This window comes from Mesorhizobium sp. WSM4989 (genome assembly GCF_029625795.1).
In the GTDB taxonomy this organism is placed as follows: domain Bacteria; phylum Pseudomonadota; class Alphaproteobacteria; order Rhizobiales; family Rhizobiaceae; genus Mesorhizobium.
Genome location: NZ_JARTVN010000002.1, coordinates 1 through 18473, shown reverse-complemented (window position 1 = coordinate 18473; position 18473 = coordinate 1). Strand labels below are relative to the sequence as shown.

Sequence of the window (18473 nt, the reverse complement as noted above, 5' to 3'; positions counted from 1 at the left end):
GGTCGGTGCGGGAAGGCTGGCGGGTTAAGCGATCGGCACTCACCATACACATCACGCGGACTTCGCTGACCGCCCTGCGGCGCTTCTAAAGATATCAACCTTGGTCTCCAGGCATCGCCTCAAGGAAAAGTCGTTGGCTCCAATCGCAAACCATCCATCGGGCTTCTGATAGAAATCGAGTCCGCGCCCTATCTTGATCGTCCATCCATTGTCGATCCGAATCTCTCGATCATGGAGCTTCTCATTCAACTCCACGGTCAGTAGGACATCGATCTCTAGGAGGCTTTGCCTGAGCTCATCCATCTTCTCATTGAGGAATGCCATGTCCGTCTTTTCGTCGTAGCTTGTGACAAGATGGATTTTTCTTACCGTGGGGCTCTTAACCACAGTCTCGCAGAAGCGGACGAAGTTAGCGATCTGGTGCTGCGCTCGTATGTAGGGGTCTTCAACCAGAACCTCTTTCGCTCCCTGCAGATACGCGCCGACTATTGAGTCGTAGCTGTGACCCGTATCGCCATAGGCGATCGAGTAGTGCCGTTCCTCAAGTTCCTTGCTGGGCTCTTCGGGCACGATTGAAGGGGCATTCTCAGACGCGGGCTTCGTCGGGAGGTGTATAACGCTTTCCGTCTCGTCGCGGCTGTCCACCTGAAGCCGTCGTCGACTGGGTTCTAATGTTGCCGCAATGCCCTTTGTTTCAGGGCAGTGCACTACGATTTCCCGACCGGACGCATCCAAGTACGAAAGGTTGATCAGCGCGAACTCGTCGTCCGGTTTGCGCTTGTTCATCTGTTCTTTTACGCGCCTGCGGCATTCAATAGCGTAGGACACATACTCGAAAAACTCTTCGTCGCTCGGCGGGCCGTCCGGATGAAGAATCTTCAAGAGAGCGCAGAGCGTCTTTTTGATCCCCTTCTCATCGCGCCCCTCTACAGAGCTTCCCAGCTTCAGGCGCTTGCTGACTTCCTCATAACGGTTGTTGTGCTTTAGCTGGTAATGGAAGGCCTCGGCGAGATAATCCGTGATCAGACCGAAGCGGCCTGTCAGGTAAGCGCTGCTTGTTTTGGGCATTTCCCAGCCCGGAAGGTAGCAGGCAAAACGATCCATCACTGCCAGGTCAAACTGAGGGGGAAGCGGGAGGAACAAGTCATGCTCGCTCGACCTGACGATTTGCTCGACCGACTGGTCGATATTTCCGACGAACGCCATGCTGGCATTGGCAATGATCTCAACGCCGCGAGAAAAGCGGCCGTTCGCCATGAAGTCTTTCATGATCTGTATGGTGTCGGGGTCCTTGATCTTGATCCCCCCAACCTCATCGAAAGCTACTGTGTCCCAGAAGCCAACCAGCCCGATCTTCCCGCGGGCGTTGTTGTAGAACAGCGTAGCCTTGGTTGCTTGGCCGCCGCTTATTAGCGTCGAGTAAGGAGAAAATTCGCTAAAGAAGTAGGACTTACCAGTACCGCGTGGGCCGAGCTCGACGAAGTTGAAGTTTGCCTCGGCGAGCGGCGCAAGGCGCGCGATAAAGTGCAGCTTCACACGCGGTGACAGCTTCGAAGGCTCAAGTCCGACCGAGCGGAGGACGACGTTAAGCCACTCATCACGAGAGAACTTTGCGCGTCCCTCGCAGTAGGCATCGAAGTTGAAACGGCTTAACTGAATAGGCCGCAAATCTTCCACGTAAAACGCGTACTTATCCTCATCAATGTCGTTGTGCGCGATGACGACTTCAGCCCATATTCCCCCTTCTAAAAGGCGATCAGTGTCCCGGTAGAACTTTTCTGCGATCGCAACCTTCTGCGAGGCGAAGTTCTCAAGCGCAGCCCAGTGCCTTTTGTCCTTCTCGACATACCGTACGTGCACTTTATCGATAAACTTGTGTTTGCCCTTCGTCGCGACGCGCGATTGCGCTGCATTGGCTTCATCGGGACGAACGTAGTTTTCATCGAGAGTGGCTAGAACGGCTTCCATCCCAGCTTGTATTTCGGCAGGCTCATTGCTCGCGCAATATCGCGCGAGCAGAAACTCCAAGACGAAGGTTGGCACATTCGTGCCTTTTTTGATCCGATGCAAAAGGTCCTTACGAACGACTTTTCCGTCGAAGGCATCGTTCAGCTTTTTGTCGAGCTCATCCATCTCCATTTCAAACTGCATAATCGGTCTCCAAATCGATGCTGGCGTAGGCCGTCATCGTGACAGGGTTGAAGGCTTTGAGAGTGAACTTACCTTCGAACTCCATATCCATCCTGATGGTGACCTGCTTTTGTTGTCCGGGCTTGAGCGTCAGCGTTCCGGTAGCCGGATCGACTGGATCGCCTTTCCTGGCTTCACCGACGACTTTCCCACTACGATCGTGCGCCTCCAGGAGTATCTCCAGGTCGGCCCCTTGCGAGAACATATCGGCGCTCTCGACAGCGAGATCGACGACGGGCAGACGTGTAGTGATGCGTTTCGCTCCACTCTTGTACGAGAGCAGAACGCTCGCCACCACCGGCTCTCGGGTGGCTTGATCTTGAAGAGTAACGGTGATCACCGGAACGACGGCTTCCTGCAAAGAGGCGCCGCCATGGAAGAACCGAAGTCCGCGACGATAGGGCGCCATGCTGCGCGGTCCGCCGAAGCATTCGAAATCGCCGCGTATTCCTACCTTTTCGGTTTGCATGATGAAGCTCTGAGTGTCCGCGCTGCCATTCCCCAGAAGGGCGCGGTCATGCACGGTGATCCAGTCACCAACTGAGGGTTTGGCGCAGATATCACCGGCATCGGCATGTCCGTTGAGGAAGAACCCGTGATCGGTCGCTATCACGACATTCGTAAATCCCGCTTGCTTGAGTCGGTGGATGGCTACTCGGATGCCCTTGAGTGTCTGGTGCACTAGACCAAGGGTCGTATCAGGGTTGTTCTCCAGGTGACTATCAATCTCCGTGCTGCGGATAACGAGCAAGTTTACGGCATCAGAGACTTTGACCTTCTTGCCGCTGTTGAACTCGGACAAGGTCATCTGCGCAAAGCGATCCCCGTACAGCTGCTCAAACACCTTCATGCGATTGGCGACCGAGGTGAGACGCTGGTCGTCGAATGCGGCCACGAGGTCTTTGCCTTCGCGCAGGATCGCTAGCTTTTTTCCTGCACCTGGGAGCAGACTTGCCATGCCAATCGGCGTAACCGTGGGCAACTGCGCGCTAGCGGCCTGTATCGTCGCCGTGCCTGTGTCGATTAGCTGCCTCTGAAGCTCCAGGCCGAGTTCATAGCGAAGTGCGTCCACGACGAAATATGCGACGCGCTTGTCCCGCTCTGCGAGCAGAGGCGCAACCAACTTGTCGAACAGATCAGAGTTTGCAAGCCGGCCTTGCGGCGGCCAGCCTTCCTTCTCCAGGTGCTTGACGAAGATCGCCTGCACCTTCTCCGCAATGCGCGCATAGCGCTTGCGAGCGTATTCGGCAACATCGTCGACGATCGGCTCCATGGAAATGTACTCGCCGAGCGCCTGCTCAAATTCACGCTGGAGTCGGTCGATCTCCCGCAGGCTATTCGTGTAGTGCTCCACGAGCGCATCAAGGCTTCCGGTGTGGCCGGCTAAGTTGCGGTCAGCATCCTCGCAGGCAGCGACCAGTTGGAGAGCGGCGGCAACGAGCCCCCACTGTGCTTGGCTCTCGCCTTTGCCGAGCCACACCGAGTGCTTGTGTCTACCCACGACAGCACGAACGTCGTCGAGACGATCTTCCTTGAGCGCCTTGACCGCGGAATGCAGAAAAGTGCGCTCTTCGAAAGGGAACGTATCCAGCGTCCCAAGGTCGCTAATCTCAGCACATGCCATGGGAAGGCCGATCTCGCGTTCGATCTGCTCGGCACGGTCGATGTAGGTTTGCCGCGTTCGATTATCGTTTCGCAGGGTCTCGCAAAGGTCGGCCACTAACGCATACGCGCCCGCATCTGCGTGTGGCACGTTCGTCAGCGACGATGGCAGCTCGCCAGGAAGATCAAGAACGAACTCGCTGAATAGCATGAAGCGCCAAAGCTCATCAGCGACTGCCGACCAGCTCTTGCCCTTGGTTGCGAGTTTAAGCCCTAGAGCGGCTTGAAATAGGCTCTTTGCCTCGCTGACCCAGGACTCATTGCCCTTCAGGCTCTCTTTCTGCTGCTCCGAGGGAGCGAGCATAGCCACCAGGATGTTTCGCGCAGAGTCCACCTTGAGGAGCGTGCGCAACATGGGATAACCCACGCCGCCGCCTATATTGTCGACGAGCTCAAAAGAAGGCCGAGGATTGTCCTGAAACAGCCTTCGGATTTCGCTAGCGTGATCCGGCTTCGCCTTCAGACAGAGGCTCAGATACTCATCGCCATCGCCGTCAGGGAACACGCTGCCGCAAGCTGTGTAAACGGCGTATGGATCAAGAACACGGTCATGATCGGATTTCGGGAAGCTAGCGGGGACGTAGATGACAAGCTCCCTAGGTCCGCTACCACCCGGACGAGCCAGACCGACGAAGCTGTTAATCGCCTGTTCGCGACTCTCGATCCCATGTTGGCTGGCATCAACAACCGCAGTCTGCTCGTCGGCGAGCTCGGATACAATATCGCGATAGAGCCTTGCCGGATCATAGACCACCAGGCAGCCTGCCTTCTTCAGGCGAGGCCGCAGCACCGAGTCACGAATGAAGGCGGCTAGGCTCATCCAGCGCCTCCGGCCTTCTTGCGGCCTCGGGCTACGCCGGAATTCTCAGCTGGTTCCTCGTATAGATGTTCAAGGTCGTGAGCGATCGCGAGTGACTTATCCGCCTTGCATTTCTCCCGGACACGCTCGGGCCAATACGCCATCGCAAGGTGCGCCCAATCGTAGTCACCCTTCTCTAGCTTGGCCCAGGCTTCTTTCAGTACCTTCTGCCAGGGCTTGTGGCGGAAAAGTTGCCAGAGCGGCGCAGCCGTGATCTGGACGCCGTCGTCGCGGGTCGGACGATAGGCTGAGGCGATCTGCAGCAGGGTGTCCCGCAGCTCGATCAGTTCGAGTTCGAGGGTCTGGAGCGCCTCGAAAGCCTTTTCGTCCTCGCGTGAGCGGGCGCTACCCTTGTCGCGCAGGGCGGCGGTATCGCGGCTGACTTGCTTAAGCTTCGGCTCGATGAAGTCGTTGACTGCGGTGTAGAGCGTCTGGCTGGTCAGGCTGGGGTAGTAGAGCCAGAGGGTGTAACTGCCTGAAGAGGTCGAGAGCGGCCAATAGATCGGGGCCTTGCGGCGGCTCTTGCTGTACTGCTTTAGGTGCAGGGTCAAGAAATCGCGCTGCAACCAGCGGCGCACGTCGCCGGGCACCTCGGTCTCGACGCGGGCGAGGATTTCTTCGATCAGTCGGGCCAAATCATGTGGGTGGCCCGGGTCATCCACCAGAACGCCGGAATGGGCGTGAAACGGTTCTGCGCCGTCGGGTAGCATGCCGGGGCTTTTACCCGGGAGACGATCGAATGGGTCGGGCTCGGGGGGGGCTTCGCGTTCGCCAGTGGCCAGGCGCCAGTCGAAACGACCGAAGGCGACGCCTACGGCCCAGCTGAGCAGCCCGTCTGATTGGTCGATTTGTGTGGCTTTGTCTTCGTCCTCGGTGTCTTCCGCTGCCTCGGCCCCATCGCTTGAGTCCATGTCAGCCGAGCCTGATGAAGTTAGCGATGCGGCGCGGTCCGTGTCGCTAAAGTCGTAAAGATCAAAGGCGATCGCGTCGATCTTTGCTTGGATATCTGCCAGCTCGGTATCAATGGACGGCGGGTTCCAATCTCGCAATCGAGCGCGCAACGCAGCCGGCAAGTGGTAGGCGTGAGAGGTTTCCACCGTGGTATCGAGGGAACGCTTCAACGACCACGCACGGCGAGCCAGCGCCGCGAGTGCGGCTTGTTGCTCGGGGCTGAGATCGGGCACCGGCGTTTTCTGAACTATGCCTACTTCGTAGGAACGTGCCGCCGCATCGGCAGCGGCCAACTGCAACGAGATAAGCGTCTCAAACGCCACGCTTTTTGCCAGAGCCAATAGGGCTAGCAAGGCTTCGGGCGCATCGTTAGATGTGAATGCTGCGGGTCCCTTATCAGCAAAGATGCAACCCTTGGGCATGACCCTCATGCTAAGTCCGCTGGATGTGCGTCGTGGCCACGTAAGGCCGGGTCGTGCATAAAATTCCGTGCTTTTAAGTATACGCGACCATCCTGAGTTCCCATAAAGAGGGTCGGCCCAAGCCTTCATTACCTTACCGGCGTTGGCCCAATTTGCGACCAAGAAAACGTCAGAGTAAAAAGGTGAAAATGCACCGCCTTTGGCAAAACCCCACCAATCGCTACTTTGATTGCACTCCCACCATAAACGGACAAAACGAAAGTCATCTGCAGTGGCAAGCCCTTGCCTCGCAGATCGCGCAAAGGATTCAAAGGGGTGGTAGTTCTTAAATACGCAACGAACTTCCTCGCTCACCCAGTAGGCAAAAGGCGCTCCCGGTACAGAACGAAAAGACTCGGGGGAAACTTCAAAAGCGCGAGCATCCTCGATACCTGAACGAAGCGATGAGCAAATGGCGCGCAAGCATGAAGCCTTATCGTCGTCCGACAACAATCGCAAAAATATGGTCATGCCTGCTTCTCCAGCACATATCCAGCAGCTTCCACCATTGCGTCATCCATTACACCGTGGCCGAGATCCGCCATTGCCTCCGGTCGTGCCATGTTAAGTACGATCTCCTCACGCCACTGTTGAAAGCTCGACAGGAAAAAGCATGTTCTTGATGTGATAGCGCCCATTCGCGCGCCCGCGCGCATCAACTCCAAGCCCCGCTCCACGAAAATAGCGAGCAAATCGTTCTTGCTGCTTGGAAATGCTTTTGCCAGCTGAACTTTTGTCTCTGCCACCAGTGCGCCAAAAGGTGGGTTCATCACGACTACATCGAACACCTCGCGACAGTGATCTATCATCCTCAACCCTTGCAGCGCATCCTCAGCAAAGAGCCGGCCTTGATAGGTTGACCGCGCGGTGCGGGCATAGTCCATCAGTGCCTCGCGCAACCGCGCCTCGGCCTCCTGCCACTGCGCCATGTCCTCTTCGCGAAAGAGATCACCATGCTCGCCAAAAACTTTGCGAATTAAAGCTGGCAACTCCGTTTCGACCTGCAACAGTACCCCAAGCTCTGGCAGCCCTTTCAGCAGGAACAGCGTCTGCTCGAACAGCTCGGCATCCAGGGGATCGAGCTGTTCCATGAATTGCGTGCGCAGGCCCACTTCGGCAGGCGGCGCCACGGCCGCTACCACGTGGCCGCGCCCTATCTGCGGCCGATCCTTGGCCTTTACTCCCGCCTCGTGCCATGCCCGCTGTGCTCTAAGCCACAGTGCCAGGGAGGCGATCTGGGCGGCTCGCGGGTCGATATCCACCCCATAGATATTGCGCTCGATGATGAGACGCGGCACGTCGTACAGGAATGATGCCTTGTCTTTGTAGGTCTCGCTCAGTGGCATCAGTTCGGGGCTGCCACCGGTTGCGGTGTCCAGGGAGCCGGGGCCGTGGGTCTGCTCCCAGTCCCAGGCCTCGCTATAGATATCGACGAACAGATCGAAAGCGTAGAGGCCGAAATGCATCGAGCCACAGGCCGGATCGAGCAACTTGATTGTGCGGGGGTCGCGTAGCCCTTCGGCTGGGTCAGGTTGTTCGTCTGGCTTTACCAGAAGGTATTGGCATCGGTCGCGCAGCCCCGTCTGTCCACCCGTCCAGTTGAACCACAGCCGCCCGAGGGTGTTGTCAACGAGGAACTCAACGACGTAGCGCGGTGTGAAGAACTGATTGCGCACGGCAAGCTCGCGGCTATTGCGCGGGGCTTGGCTAGCCTCACGCATCGCTTTGCGCTCTTCCTTCGAGTTGAAGTACTGGTAGATCCAGCCGACAGTCTCGTCCTCAGCCCAGAGCGGCTCAATCTCGCTGTCGTTAATGAGCTCGAGCGCCTTCGTGAGGGTTGTCTCCCTCGGGAAGAGACGGCTGTTCGGACCGAAGCGGTCGAAAAGGGCTGGCAGGTCGGCGGTGAAGAGATCGAATAGGCTATGCAGGAAGTGTCTGTAGGTTTCGCCTGTGTCGCCGAGGGAGCCGTTGGCGACGCGTTGGTAGAGTTGAAAGGCCTGTGATTGCGTTGCCTTGCCGATCGATTCCAGAAGGATGCCGCGCGCTTCCATCATGCGCAGGGCAGCGAGGCGATTAAGGATCGTGAATGCTTGCTCGCGAGCTATGCGTTCGAGCACGGCGATCCTGGTAGGCTTATCCTTCTTAGCTTCGGTCGACAGGTAGTGATCCATGATCTCGCGCAGGATTTGCGCGGTTTCCAGCCGCTCATCATCGAGGTGCCTTAGACCCTCTATGGGCGCAACTTCACCGCTGGCCGGGTCCATGCCGTAGGTCTGCTGTAGTTGCCGGGTGAAATCCTCGGTCAGCAGAGTACGGATGTCCGTGACAAACCGCTGGAGCTTCCCTCTTGTTTCATTGTCGAACGCCATCGATCAAGCCTCACCGATCTCGACATCGAACTCGTAATAGTGCGCGTCGCTGCGCAGCTCTTGGAGCAGTCTGATGAGCTGGTCGAGGTCATCGGTCGTTGCGATCCTCGCCGGTATTTTCAGCGCGCGGCGGGGCCTCTGTTCTGGTTTTTCACCTGGCTTCGGTTCGGGTGGCTTCCGACGCTCTCTGCCTTCTTCAACGATGCGCCGCTTGATCTCTTGGATCGTGGTGCTCATATCGAATTGCGAGGATAGAAGCGCCTTAAGCCCTGCGATGTCCTCGCTGACTTTCACAGAAAGCTCCTGGAGCTCCGCCAGAACCGTCTGGTGCTCTTCAGCAGTGAACTCGTTCCATTCCGGAATGCGCGCAAGATCGGCTGCTGCATCGGCGACGTGACTTGCTTGGGCGGCAGCCATGGTTCGCACCGTCTGTGCGACGCGGTGTTCTACGCTCGCGCACTTCGTCGAAACGTCTGCCGAATGCTCGAAGAAGCTTTGCTGCGAGAGCCGATCGTTGAGGGCCTCAACGTCGTCTTCTACGGCTTTGACGAGTTCGCCAGGAGCGCCGGTCTTCGGCAGCGATGCGAGTTCATGCTGTAGGTCGCGGACGCGCCGGACAGTGCGATCGAGCTTCTGATCGAACGCGAGCTTTACCTTTTGGGCCCACTTGAGCTCATCATAGAGCGTGGAACTCTCAGCGCCGAAGACCTTCGGTGAATCCGAGCAATCTGTTAGCAGGAGATCGGCGATCTGCCTGTTCAGAGAATCCATCGTATCAACGCCGGGCAGGCCCAGCGTTGTGAGCTTCTCGCCGAGCGAGGCATAGCGGTGCTGAAGGTCCGGCAGCAGTCGCTGCGCCGCCTTGCTAATATTCTCTTCCAGCGGAACAACGTCGTCGCCTGAGAGCTCGGTCAAGCGCGCTGCGGCCTTGGCGAGAACGTCCATAGACGGACGGTCTTGCCGCAGCGAGACGCCAACCGATTTGAAGCTGTTGTTGGTTTTTAGGGCCTCGATGGCCTGCTGGCCATTCACCGAGACTTCGCGGCCGCCGACCTTCAGCTTGATTTCCCCGCCGACCAGCAGCGCGCCAAGCAGGTATCGTGTGGTATCTTGCGACCAGCCGAACGGCGCATCGGAAAAAGAGTCGAGCAGCCGCTTGCCTTCTACAAGGCCGTTCCGCTCGATGTAGTCCCGGATGCTCACCAAGGCTTTGTGGTCTGTCTGTATGGACGGTTTGCCGCCGGAGATTTGCACCAAACCCATAGGGTCGATCTGCGATGTGATCGATTTCAGGTTCGCGTCTGCGGCACGAAGAAATTTCTCAGGCAGGCCGGTATCTACACGCTCAGGCGCTTCGGTGTAACGATCGTAGACTTGCTCAGCGACCTCGCCGAGAAACTTCTTACAGGCCGACTGCAGGTTCTGGTCAACGCTCTCGACCGCACTGATCGCACCGCGGAAAACGAATGAGCCTCGCGCCAGATCGCGCGTAATCATATGAACGAGCTCATTGGATAGGCGGGCAGCGCGATCCGTTTGACTAGCGCAGTATTCCTTCACCTCCTGGTCTGGATCGTTGCGGTAAATTTCCACGATCCGGTTGCAGCGGTAAATTTCACCGGCAAGATTCATTGCCTCTTGCGGCGAGCGGCCAAGCAGGAAGATGGTGCTCTCTGCGCTGCGCTGCCGTGACTCATCAAGGAGCTTGTTGCGCTCAGTGTCGTATTCAGCCGCATCGGCCAAAACGAGCGCCGTCTGGATTGCTTCCCGCTCACCATCCAAAGAGACGCTGCGGCCGCCAGAGATGCTCTTCAGCCCAGATGTCACCGCCCTACTGCCGTGAAGCCGCGCAGCAGGAAGGGGAGTTAATGTTGCCCGCAACGAGTTGCTGAAAATGCGCTGCACCTCGGAGCTTCGAAGCGCCAGCTGCGCGCGCTCATGCTCAACATCGTTGAGCTTCTCACTGAAGAAGCGAAGGCTCCCCTCCTTCTCGCCGAGAGGCACGAAGGCGTTGTTCAGCATCTTTTCGATAGAGGCTTTGATGCCTTCTTTGATCGATGCCGATGTGATCGAAGGGTGCATCAAGGCCGCGACGTTGTCGACCGTGACCGGCATGTTGGCCAGAACCTGGAGGACAGCAATCGTCTTCGCAACGTTCTGCGTCTGCACATCATCAGGAAACTGAACAACGACCTTGTCGACAGCAGCGTGGAGCGATGGAAAGGCCCGGCGAATATCCTTGTTCAGTGAGTCATAAAGTGTGACGGTCGTCGCAAGCCAGCCCAGCTCCTGATCTGCGACGGGAGGATGTTCACCAGCGCCTTCGACAAGTATGTCCTGGAGGACCTTGATCGCCGACCGCAGACCGACGCCGCCGGTCGACTTTGCTAACGCGCCGAGTAGGCGAAGCAGAATTTCGAAGTGTGCGGGCAAGAAAGGATATAGGTTTGTGAAACTGACCTTATCGAACCCGTCATCGTAGTACTTCGCGCCTGTCAGCTTCGTGTTCGCGCGCAGCGCTTGTCCACTCGCCTCAAAGAGTTTGCCAAGCAGGGCCTCGCCTTCAGCGGACTTGCCCAGGAGCCTGCGAAAGCAAATCTCTTTAATGTCGCTGGACTCCAGCTCGACGGAGATCGGAAACCTGTCTTTGAGTTTGAATAGCTCCGGCGAATTTATCGCCGTATGTGGATCGTCCTCGGTGAGCGTTTGCTGCGCTGTTCCGAGAATCCAAACCTTGCCCTGACCAATATTTTTGATGTTCTCGGCGAGTCCCTGCAGGTCAAGAATCTTCGACTGTTGGCTACCGACATACTGACCGATTTCGTCGATGACAAAGACGATGTTCTCTTTGCCGGTCTCATTTCGGACGACCTCGATCATCTCTCTGACGCGGTCATCCATCAGATAGATCATCTCACTGGTTGAAGCCGAGAACGCCTGATCGCTCTTGAAAAGAGCTGGATACATTTTGTGGGCCAGGCTCGGGAGCAGGCTATCTACCACCAGTTCGTCGTTCTGATATTCTTCCCACGCCTCTCCTGTTTCCGCTTTGAAGAGGGCGACAAATTCTTTGTAACGCCCATCTTTCTTGAGCTTTCGCTCAAGGGCGGCAACCTTCATGTTCCTGGAATAGCCAAGCTGCTGCAGGACTTTGTAATAGAGGACGGTCGACACTTCGGCGAGCGTTGCGCCCGCAATCTGCTGGCTCGCTAGGTCCAGCATGATGACCGCAGCCGAGAGGCGCTTGTTGACCGCGTCCAGCAGGGCCTTTGTCTGAGGCCGCCTTAACCGGTCGCTCAGGTGTCGGACGAAGGGCCGGCCATCAACCTTCACGCTGTCGTCCAGCGCCAGACCCAGATACTTAGTAAACGAGCTTTTGCCAGAGCCGTAAAAGCCAGACACCCAGACGCCGACTTCGTGACCACCGCCACTTTCAAGGGCAGCCTGTATATCCCCCAACAGCGTTTCGAGCTGCTCATCGATGCTGTCAGTGACAATATACTCACTGATTTCGGACTTAAGCCGATCTTCCTGTGACGCCTGATAAGAAATAACCTTCTCGATGGAGCGCTGCAGCCCCCTCTGCGGGTCGAACAAAGTACGTATCTGCGTCATCGTCGTGTTTTCTTTCTGCTGGCTCTGCATCGTTACCCGCCGACATGCACGGAGCGATAATTGCCATCCTCAGGATAGAAGCCCAGGAAGCGCAGGCGCGTCTTCCCAGTCCTTACGCCGGGATAGAAGAATATCGTCGGTATGTGGAATTTACCTTGTAGCTGCGCCTCAATCGCACCAATTCGCAAATAGGGGTGAAGCGCCTCAAGATCGGTTACTAAGACAATAGCGTTGGGATCATCTTTGAGAGCAGAGATGGTATCTTCCAAGCGCTTCTGGAGTTGGTCTCGCCCGGTGAGGGCGTTTGCAAGGCTCTTATTGGTCTTTTCCCAGTCAAGCGGGGCTTTCGCGTCTGCTGTTAGCCATACCTTGCGCATTGGTGATGTTTGAAGGATGTCCCTGACATGTTCGGCTACGGAAAAGGTTTCGACGCGCCAGCCGGCATTCTTCAGACGAGCGATCCAGGCGGGCATTTGCCGCTTGACCTCAAGCATGTCGCGGGGATGAAAGACTAGGTAATAGATTGGCTCGAAGCTGGCATGAGAGAACTCCCGCCCGCCCTGGACTCGCCTCATCAGTTCGTCGAAGTCAGCTGTGAGCGACGGCATAAGCCAACTCCTCCATATTCTTGTGTTTCCAGGATATCTGAACGAGTCCGGCGGCCGATTGCACGATGACCTCGCCGCGCAACGCGATCTGCTTTAGCTCCGCGAGCGCATCCTCAGGGCCTAAGCCCAGCAAAAGCCAATCCTCATGATGAAGTACGGCGCTATCGCCAAGACCGCGGAAGTGCAGGTCGTGAGCCAAGAAGGTGGTGACAAAGCTGGTGGGACGGAAGGCTTCGATCTTCCGAGCTCCTCCCTCCATGCCGCTGAGTAGACCGAAATCCGCGCAGGCTCCCAGCAGATAGCTGGAAACCCGTGTCCTAGTGGACTTGGACCAGGGCGTCGTGGTCTTGCTTTCCGCTACGGCCTCTTCGACGAAGGAAAGTGCATCGACCTTACTGATGGAGGCGGCTCCTGCGCTGTACTGAGGCCAGTAAATCCCGCGAATGAAGTCGGCCAAGATGAGATTGGCGCGGCAGGTGAAGAGCAAGTAGAGCTGCCTGCGATCCAGTTCAGTGAGAACATCCCGCATTGATTTCAGAGCTGATGCCGGCTCTTCGTCCTTGACTAGATATCGCGCCGCAAAGCCTTCCAAAACAATATTCCTCAAGCGGCGCGCGGTCATGCTGGGAAATTCGCCCGAAATTAACGCTCGGTTCAGGAGAGCGTGCGCGTCCATGCCTGGCTCCCAAAGGCTTAAGAGCTTTTCTGTCTCGGGAATAAGGCCCAATCCAGCTTGCAGCTTTGTCGTATAGGCCCGATCCGTCACAGAGCCTCCGCGAAGTAAGGGAAGGTCTGCTGTGAGCTCCTGAAAGCTGCAAGATAGTGCCCTGCCACTGTTTTGAGCCAAGCGTGGCCTTCTAGGTCACCGGCGCTGCCGACACGTATAGGACCCGCACTCGCCTCGACCTTGTTTCCGATCTCGGTCAATAAAGCTTCGGCGTCTTCCTTTGTCTGGATGGAAGCGGCGTTACCTATCATGCCCTGCGCGGTGACGGCGTTGTGAAGGCGCCGCTCCCACGCCTCGGGGAGGCGAAAGAGATGAAATACCCTCCCAACACCGATCCGGCTGTCGTGAACGCGGCGAGCAGCCTCAATGAGGCCGTGGTAGCGGGCAATGTCTGTCCGCTCTCCATAGATGGGGGTTAGGAACGAAGTAGCATTTGAGGTGGACCAAAGCGAGGGCCACCAGTTTGCGTGGTCCTTCTCGCCAAGAAGGCCAATGGCCAGCCTCAGTTGGATGATCTCGTTAAGTTCGTCTTTGACACCCACGCTTTTATTTCTTGCTTCGCTCATTTGCCCCCTCGTCGTTGCGGCTATTCCGGCTTTGTGCGCTTATCCAGCCCTCAAGGTCCTGCTGGCGAAATCGCCAGGAGCCACCTACCTTGAACCCCGGAATTTTGCCGTCAGCGGCTAGCCGATACGCGGTCTTCTCTTTGATCTTGAGATAGGCCGCCACCTCCTTGACCGTCATAATCTCGCTGTCCATCAAGGCTCCGCTGACCGGCCAAAATGAGAAAATACGAGAATATTGGGGAAAGCACAACCTTTCGTGTAGGCACGCCGATGCGCTCGTGAGGGCACTCGACGTTCATCAAATTCGCCACAAACTTGCCACAGGCCAAAACGGGACGAGACGGACAATGGCGGATTTCTGCGGGTTTCCGAGGACGGGGCGGTTGTGGCAAAAAATGGCCCGGGGGGGGCCGTTTCTTTCCGTAAGCCTAAGCTAACTTATTGATTTGATTGTGGTCGGAGCGGAGGGATTCGAACCCCCGGCCCTCTGCTCCCAAAGCAGTTACAGTCTAAATGAAAACAGTGGCTTAGATGGCGTCAGCCACAGACTCGCCACAGGATTCCTTGGGGATGTAGTGAAGGATGCCGCCGTCCTGATGCAGCTCATCGGTTTCCTTCCTTCTAATGATGTGGCCGTACACGTTCAGTGTCATCGTGATGTTCTCGTGGCCCATCACGGTCTGGATGTATTTCAATCCCTTGTTCTTCTCGATCAGCATCGATGCAAAAAAGTGGCGCAACGAATACGGGGTATAGTGCTTTACGAGCTTCGTCTTCCCCTTCTCCTTGACCTCTGTCACCAATCCTGCCTCTTCCATCAGTTTGTGGAATCCGCGACGTACGAACACGTTGTACCGCTGGTAGCTGCCTTCCCTGCGCGTCGGAAAAACCAGCCCGCCCGTACCGTGTTTGGCGGAATAGTGCTTCGCCATATCTAGTGACTCTGAACTGACCGGAATGTAGCGGCGCCCGGCCTTCGTCTTCGGGGGGCCGAGCCGGTTGCTGCGATCGAGCGCCTGAAGGACATTGACCCCTTTGTCCTGTAGCCCCTCGATAGGCAGCACCAGATATTCCTGCGGCCGCATGCCGCTGTCGGCTGCGAGATAGATCATCGGCCTGTACCGCTCCCAGGCGCTTGCTATTTCGTTGTTCTTCGAGTTCGCCAAGCGGTCGGCGGCACGCAATATCTCCTGGAATTCCGCAATGGATGGTATCTGGACGGGCTCCTTGAGACGGGGGTCGCTCCGCAGCGCTACATTCTGAGCCGGGTCGTCGCTGATCACGCCGCGCCTTTGCATTTCAATCAGGACGGAATGGAAAGAGGACAGCACCTTCTGCGCCTGATCGGGCGAGCAGCCACGTTTTAGCCACGACCTGAATGCGATCACGTCGGCCTCCTGGAGGTCGCGCAACTCACATTGCCACGCAAAGGCTTTCATAGTCCGCGAGCGCCATCTGTAATTTTCCAGCGTGGAGGGAGAAACGGGCTCCCGTTCGTCGCGGCCCTCGTCTTCACAGACTTCAAGCCACTTATCGATGGCCTGCTCCACCGTCTGAATCTCACTGTGGCGCGAACCGTTGCCCTTCCGGGCTTTGCCGCTTTCGACGAACTCGCGCGCCGCCTTCAATGTGTCGAAGGTGGCATAGGCGTAACCTGTTTTCGAAGTTTTGTCCGGGTACCGTACTTGGTAAGTCGTGCCTTTCCTGCCTACCCTTTTTCGTATATCTGACATTACATTCTATAGATTCATGCTGGTTTGATAAAATCAAGTATAAATTTAGTATTTAGCACGGTTCTCCGCCTCGGCCTGTGCATCCATGTAGATTTTGACCAACGTCCCCTTTTCAATCCTGAGCCTGCCGTCGACGGGATCGATGAAGAAGGGGAGTTTTCGTGAGCCGCTTGCATCCATTTCAGCGGCACGTTTCATCTGCCGCTCGTTCAGGGCGACACCCATTTCCGCAAGCACCTGACGAGCCTGGGCCAGGTCGATGTAGCAAGGCTGTTTCACCGCCAACTCCTACAGCTCATAGTCCTTGCAGGCCGGTCGGTGATGATAGGTGTGCATCATGTGCATGTGAGCGCCGTTGGCGCGCTTCACGGGTATCGGCTGCCCATACTGGTCTGTCACAGGCAGCTTGAGTTTGGCTCCCGTAACGAATTCGACCTTGTGGATGTCTTTGAGGGATTCAATATCGGCCTTGATCGCGTGGAACAGCTCATCGATGGGGATGGTGCCGAGCACCTTGTAGTCGATGGTCAATGCTGAAAACTGCTTCTTGTTGTCTGATGATAAAAAATGATTGTTGTTCATATATTCTCTTTCGAATTCACAATTATATTTCCATAATACAACTTACGATACTAAAAGAATATTAACAATATTGTTATGGTCTATATTCGGAAACCCTTGATACCTGCCGGTTACAGAAGACAGAGGTTCGCGTGTACCGGCGGCGCTTGAAACTGCATACGCCTGCATGATGCAACCGCTCCGTGTCTTCGCATGCCTGACCAGCGCCTGACCAACGCCAGCGATTTAATGACTGCCCCGCAATGCCAACATTGAGGACAGCGCAGCCGCATAAGCCCTGCGCTCATCCGAGGCGCAGCGCGGGAAATGCAGTCCACCAAGACGAAGGTGACGAGGAACAAGGCAGAGGGTGCAGAAAATGCGCCCGACGCCCGTCTGGCCGCCCTCGTCCGCCTGCTCGCCCGCGATCTGGCGCGGCGTCATCTCGAAAACCCATTGAGCGCGAGTCCGGAGGATGCTTATCTACCGGATTCAGCGCCGAAGGATGCGCCATGACAAAGGTTGCGATCTACGCCCGGTATTCATCGGACAAGCAGCGGGAAGCCTCGATAGAGGATCAGATCAGGCTGTGCGAGGAGCGCGCCGCCCGCGAAGGCTGGAACGTCACTCGCCGCTACAAGGATCAGGCGATCTCTGGCGCTAGCCTGATGCGCCCCGGCATCCAGGCTCTCATGCAGGACGCGCAGGATCGCAGGTTCGATCTCGTGCTCACGGAATCGCTGGATCGCGTTTCACGCGACCAGGAAGACATCGCCGGTGTTTACAAGCGCCTGCGGTTTGCCGGCGTATCCATGCTTACGCTCTCAGAAGGCCCGATCAGCGAATTGCACATAGGCTTCAAAGGCACGATGGGCGCGCTCTACCTGAAAGACCTCGCCGACAAGACGCGGCGCGGCCAGCGGGGCCGCATCGAGGCCGGAAAGTCCGGCGGTGGCAACTCCTACGGCTATGACGTGGTGGTGCAGTTCACCGAAGCCGGTGAACCCATACGTGGCGATCGCCGCATCAACGACACGGAAGCCGCGATCGTCCGCCAAATTTTCAACGACTACGCAAGTGGAAAATCTCCTAAGGCAATCGCGCATGCGCTCAACAGGCGCGGCGTCCCCGGCCCGTCCGGCAAGGACTGGGGACCGTCGACGATCAACGGCAACTGGCGGCGCGGAACCGGCATCCTCAACAACGAGCTTTATATCGGCAAGCTCGTGTGGAACCGCCTCGCCTACATCAAAAACCCCGACACCGGAAACCGCGTGTCGCGCCTCAACGATCAATCCGAGTGGGTCGTAAAGGACGTGCCCGAGCTGCGGATCGTCGATCAGGAATTATGGGGCAGGGTCAAGGCCCGGCAGGAGGCGCTGCGGCATCAGCCGTCATTTCATGAGCGCCAGCGCCCGCGCATGCTGCTCTCCTATCTGCTCAAATGCGGCTGCTGCGGCGGTGGCATGAGCAAGGTTTCGCAGAACCATTACGGCTGCTCCACCGCCCGCGACAAAGGCACATGCGAGAACCGCGTCACTATCCGGCAGGATGAATTGGAAGGCATGGTGATCGCAGCGCTGCAATCACGCCTGATGGAGCCTGCGCTGCTTGAAGAATTTTGCGCTGAATACACGCGCCATATGAACAAGCTGCGCAACGAGAAGAACGCTTCCCTCGGCGCGGCCAAAACTGAACTCGCAAAGCTCGCGAAGGCTCGCGACAACATCATTCAGGCAATCAAGGACGGCGTACCCGCGTCCGAAGTCAAGGACGACCTCGCCCGGATTACGGCGCGACGCGAAGAGCTGGAAGCCCTTCTTGCAGGAACGAAGGAAGAGCCCGTCCTGCTCCATCCCGGCATGGCCGCCCGTTACCGCGATCAGGTCGCCAACCTCGCGCTGGCGCTGAACCGCGAAGAGAACAGGGCCGAGGCAGCTGACCTCCTGCGCTCGCTGGTCGAGCGGATTACCCTGACTCCGAACGATCAGCGCCGGCTGGAAGTCGACCTCTATGGCGATCTCGCCGGAATCCTTACCCTCGCCGCAAACGCAAAAGGGCCGCTCGATGAGAGCGGCCCCTTGCAGGATAAGCTGGTTGCGGGGACAGGATTTGAACCTGTGACCTTCAGGTTATGAGCCTGACGAGCTACCGGGCTGCTCCACCCCGCG

At 57.2% G+C, this 18473-nt stretch carries 14 protein-coding genes, 1 tRNA gene and 1 pseudogene; 2 read left to right on the top strand and 14 right to left on the bottom strand.

The window, feature by feature from the left end:
- Positions 1 to 51 precede the first annotated feature (51 nt).
- From brxL to P9217_RS12825, 12 genes are all read right to left on the bottom strand, one after another.
- The gene (brxL, locus tag P9217_RS12880) at positions 52 to 2151 is read right to left on the bottom strand and encodes a BREX system Lon protease-like protein BrxL (protein ID WP_278086990.1); all 2100 of its coding nucleotides are present in this window, start codon (positions 2149 to 2151) and stop codon (positions 52 to 54) included.
- On the bottom strand, positions 2141 to 4672 hold the full coding sequence (locus P9217_RS12875) for a PglZ domain-containing protein (protein WP_278086989.1): 2532 nt from the start codon (positions 4670 to 4672) through the stop codon (positions 2141 to 2143). Before P9217_RS12875 ends, brxL begins: the two co-directional genes overlap by 11 nt.
- Positions 4669 to 6594: a hypothetical protein gene (locus tag P9217_RS12870; RefSeq protein WP_278086988.1), complete on the bottom strand. Its 1926-nt coding sequence runs from the start codon at positions 6592 to 6594 to the stop codon at positions 4669 to 4671. The genes P9217_RS12875 and P9217_RS12870 overlap by 4 nt, the downstream gene beginning before the upstream one ends.
- Positions 6591 to 8492 (bottom strand): hypothetical protein, encoded by a 1902-nt coding sequence (locus P9217_RS12865; protein ID WP_278086987.1) that lies wholly within the window; start codon positions 8490 to 8492, stop codon positions 6591 to 6593. The genes P9217_RS12870 and P9217_RS12865 overlap by 4 nt, the downstream gene beginning before the upstream one ends.
- Positions 8493 to 8495: 3 nt before the next feature.
- A complete protein-coding gene (gene brxC / locus P9217_RS12860; RefSeq protein ID WP_278086986.1) occupies positions 8496 to 12137 on the bottom strand; it encodes a BREX system P-loop protein BrxC in 3642 nt (1213 codons plus the stop codon).
- Positions 12138 to 12139: 2 nt separating this feature from the next.
- Positions 12140 to 12715, bottom strand: coding sequence for a BREX protein BrxB domain-containing protein (locus P9217_RS12855; RefSeq protein WP_278086985.1), 576 nt, complete (start codon positions 12713 to 12715; stop codon positions 12140 to 12142).
- Entirely contained in the window at positions 12696 to 13481 is a 786-nt protein-coding gene (locus P9217_RS12850; protein WP_278086984.1) for a BrxA family protein, read from the bottom strand. The genes P9217_RS12855 and P9217_RS12850 overlap by 20 nt, the downstream gene beginning before the upstream one ends.
- On the bottom strand, positions 13478 to 14008 hold the full coding sequence (locus P9217_RS12845) for a BrxE family protein (RefSeq protein ID WP_278086983.1): 531 nt from the start codon (positions 14006 to 14008) through the stop codon (positions 13478 to 13480). The genes P9217_RS12850 and P9217_RS12845 overlap by 4 nt, the downstream gene beginning before the upstream one ends.
- Positions 13989 to 14201 (bottom strand): helix-turn-helix domain-containing protein, encoded by a 213-nt coding sequence (locus P9217_RS12840; protein WP_278086982.1) that lies wholly within the window; start codon positions 14199 to 14201, stop codon positions 13989 to 13991. The genes P9217_RS12845 and P9217_RS12840 overlap by 20 nt, the downstream gene beginning before the upstream one ends.
- Before the next feature lie 334 nt (positions 14202 to 14535).
- Positions 14536 to 15636 carry a site-specific integrase gene (locus P9217_RS12835; protein ID WP_278086981.1) on the bottom strand — a complete coding sequence of 367 codons (1101 nt, stop codon included), beginning with the start codon at positions 15634 to 15636 and terminating at the stop codon, positions 14536 to 14538.
- Positions 15637 to 15786: 150 nt separating this feature from the next.
- Entirely contained in the window at positions 15787 to 16020 is a 234-nt protein-coding gene (locus P9217_RS12830) for a hypothetical protein (RefSeq protein ID WP_278086980.1), read from the bottom strand.
- A gap of 9 nt (positions 16021 to 16029) precedes the next feature.
- Positions 16030 to 16323, bottom strand: coding sequence for a hypothetical protein (locus P9217_RS12825; RefSeq protein ID WP_278086979.1), 294 nt, complete (start codon positions 16321 to 16323; stop codon positions 16030 to 16032).
- A gap of 306 nt (positions 16324 to 16629) precedes the next feature.
- Between P9217_RS12825 and P9217_RS12820 the strand changes: the two genes are divergently transcribed.
- Both P9217_RS12820 and P9217_RS12815 read left to right on the top strand, forming a co-directional pair.
- On the top strand, positions 16630 to 16818 hold the full coding sequence (locus tag P9217_RS12820) for a hypothetical protein (protein WP_278086978.1): 189 nt from the start codon (positions 16630 to 16632) through the stop codon (positions 16816 to 16818).
- A pseudogene (locus P9217_RS12815) lies at positions 16815 to 17876 on the top strand (recombinase family protein); the annotation flags it as partial. The gene P9217_RS12820 and the pseudogene P9217_RS12815, both read left to right, overlap by 4 nt.
- 12 nt (positions 17877 to 17888) lie before the next feature.
- Here P9217_RS12815 and P9217_RS12810 read toward each other — a convergent pair.
- Entirely contained in the window at positions 17889 to 18158 is a 270-nt protein-coding gene (locus tag P9217_RS12810) for a hypothetical protein (protein WP_278086977.1), read from the bottom strand.
- 238 nt (positions 18159 to 18396) lie between these two features.
- Positions 18397 to 18473, bottom strand: a tRNA-Met gene (locus P9217_RS12805).

Bases quoted from the DNA above. Each gene is read 5' to 3' on its own strand.
- P9217_RS12845 (WP_278086983.1), bottom strand. From the start codon at position 14,008: ATGAGCGAAGCAAGAAATAAAAGCGTGGGTGTCAAAGACGAACTTAAC.
- brxL (WP_278086990.1), bottom strand. From the start codon at position 2,151: ATGCAGTTTGAAATGGAGATGGATGAGCTCGACAAAAAGCTGAACGAT.
- P9217_RS12810 (WP_278086977.1), bottom strand. From the start codon at position 18,158: ATGGAGCAGGACGGGCTCTTCCTTCGTTCCTGCAAGAAGGGCTTCCAG.
- brxC (WP_278086986.1), bottom strand. From the start codon at position 12,137: ATGCAGAGCCAGCAGAAAGAAAACACGACGATGACGCAGATACGTACT.
- P9217_RS12875 (WP_278086989.1), bottom strand. From the start codon at position 4,672: ATGAGCCTAGCCGCCTTCATTCGTGACTCGGTGCTGCGGCCTCGCCTG.
- P9217_RS12870 (WP_278086988.1), bottom strand. From the start codon at position 6,594: ATGACCATATTTTTGCGATTGTTGTCGGACGACGATAAGGCTTCATGC.
- P9217_RS12865 (WP_278086987.1), bottom strand. From the start codon at position 8,492: ATGGCGTTCGACAATGAAACAAGAGGGAAGCTCCAGCGGTTTGTCACG.
- P9217_RS12820 (WP_278086978.1), top strand. From the start codon at position 16,630: ATGCAGTCCACCAAGACGAAGGTGACGAGGAACAAGGCAGAGGGTGCA.
- P9217_RS12840 (WP_278086982.1), bottom strand. From the start codon at position 14,201: ATGGACAGCGAGATTATGACGGTCAAGGAGGTGGCGGCCTATCTCAAG.
- P9217_RS12825 (WP_278086979.1), bottom strand. From the start codon at position 16,323: ATGAACAACAATCATTTTTTATCATCAGACAACAAGAAGCAGTTTTCA.
- P9217_RS12855 (WP_278086985.1), bottom strand. From the start codon at position 12,715: ATGCCGTCGCTCACAGCTGACTTCGACGAACTGATGAGGCGAGTCCAG.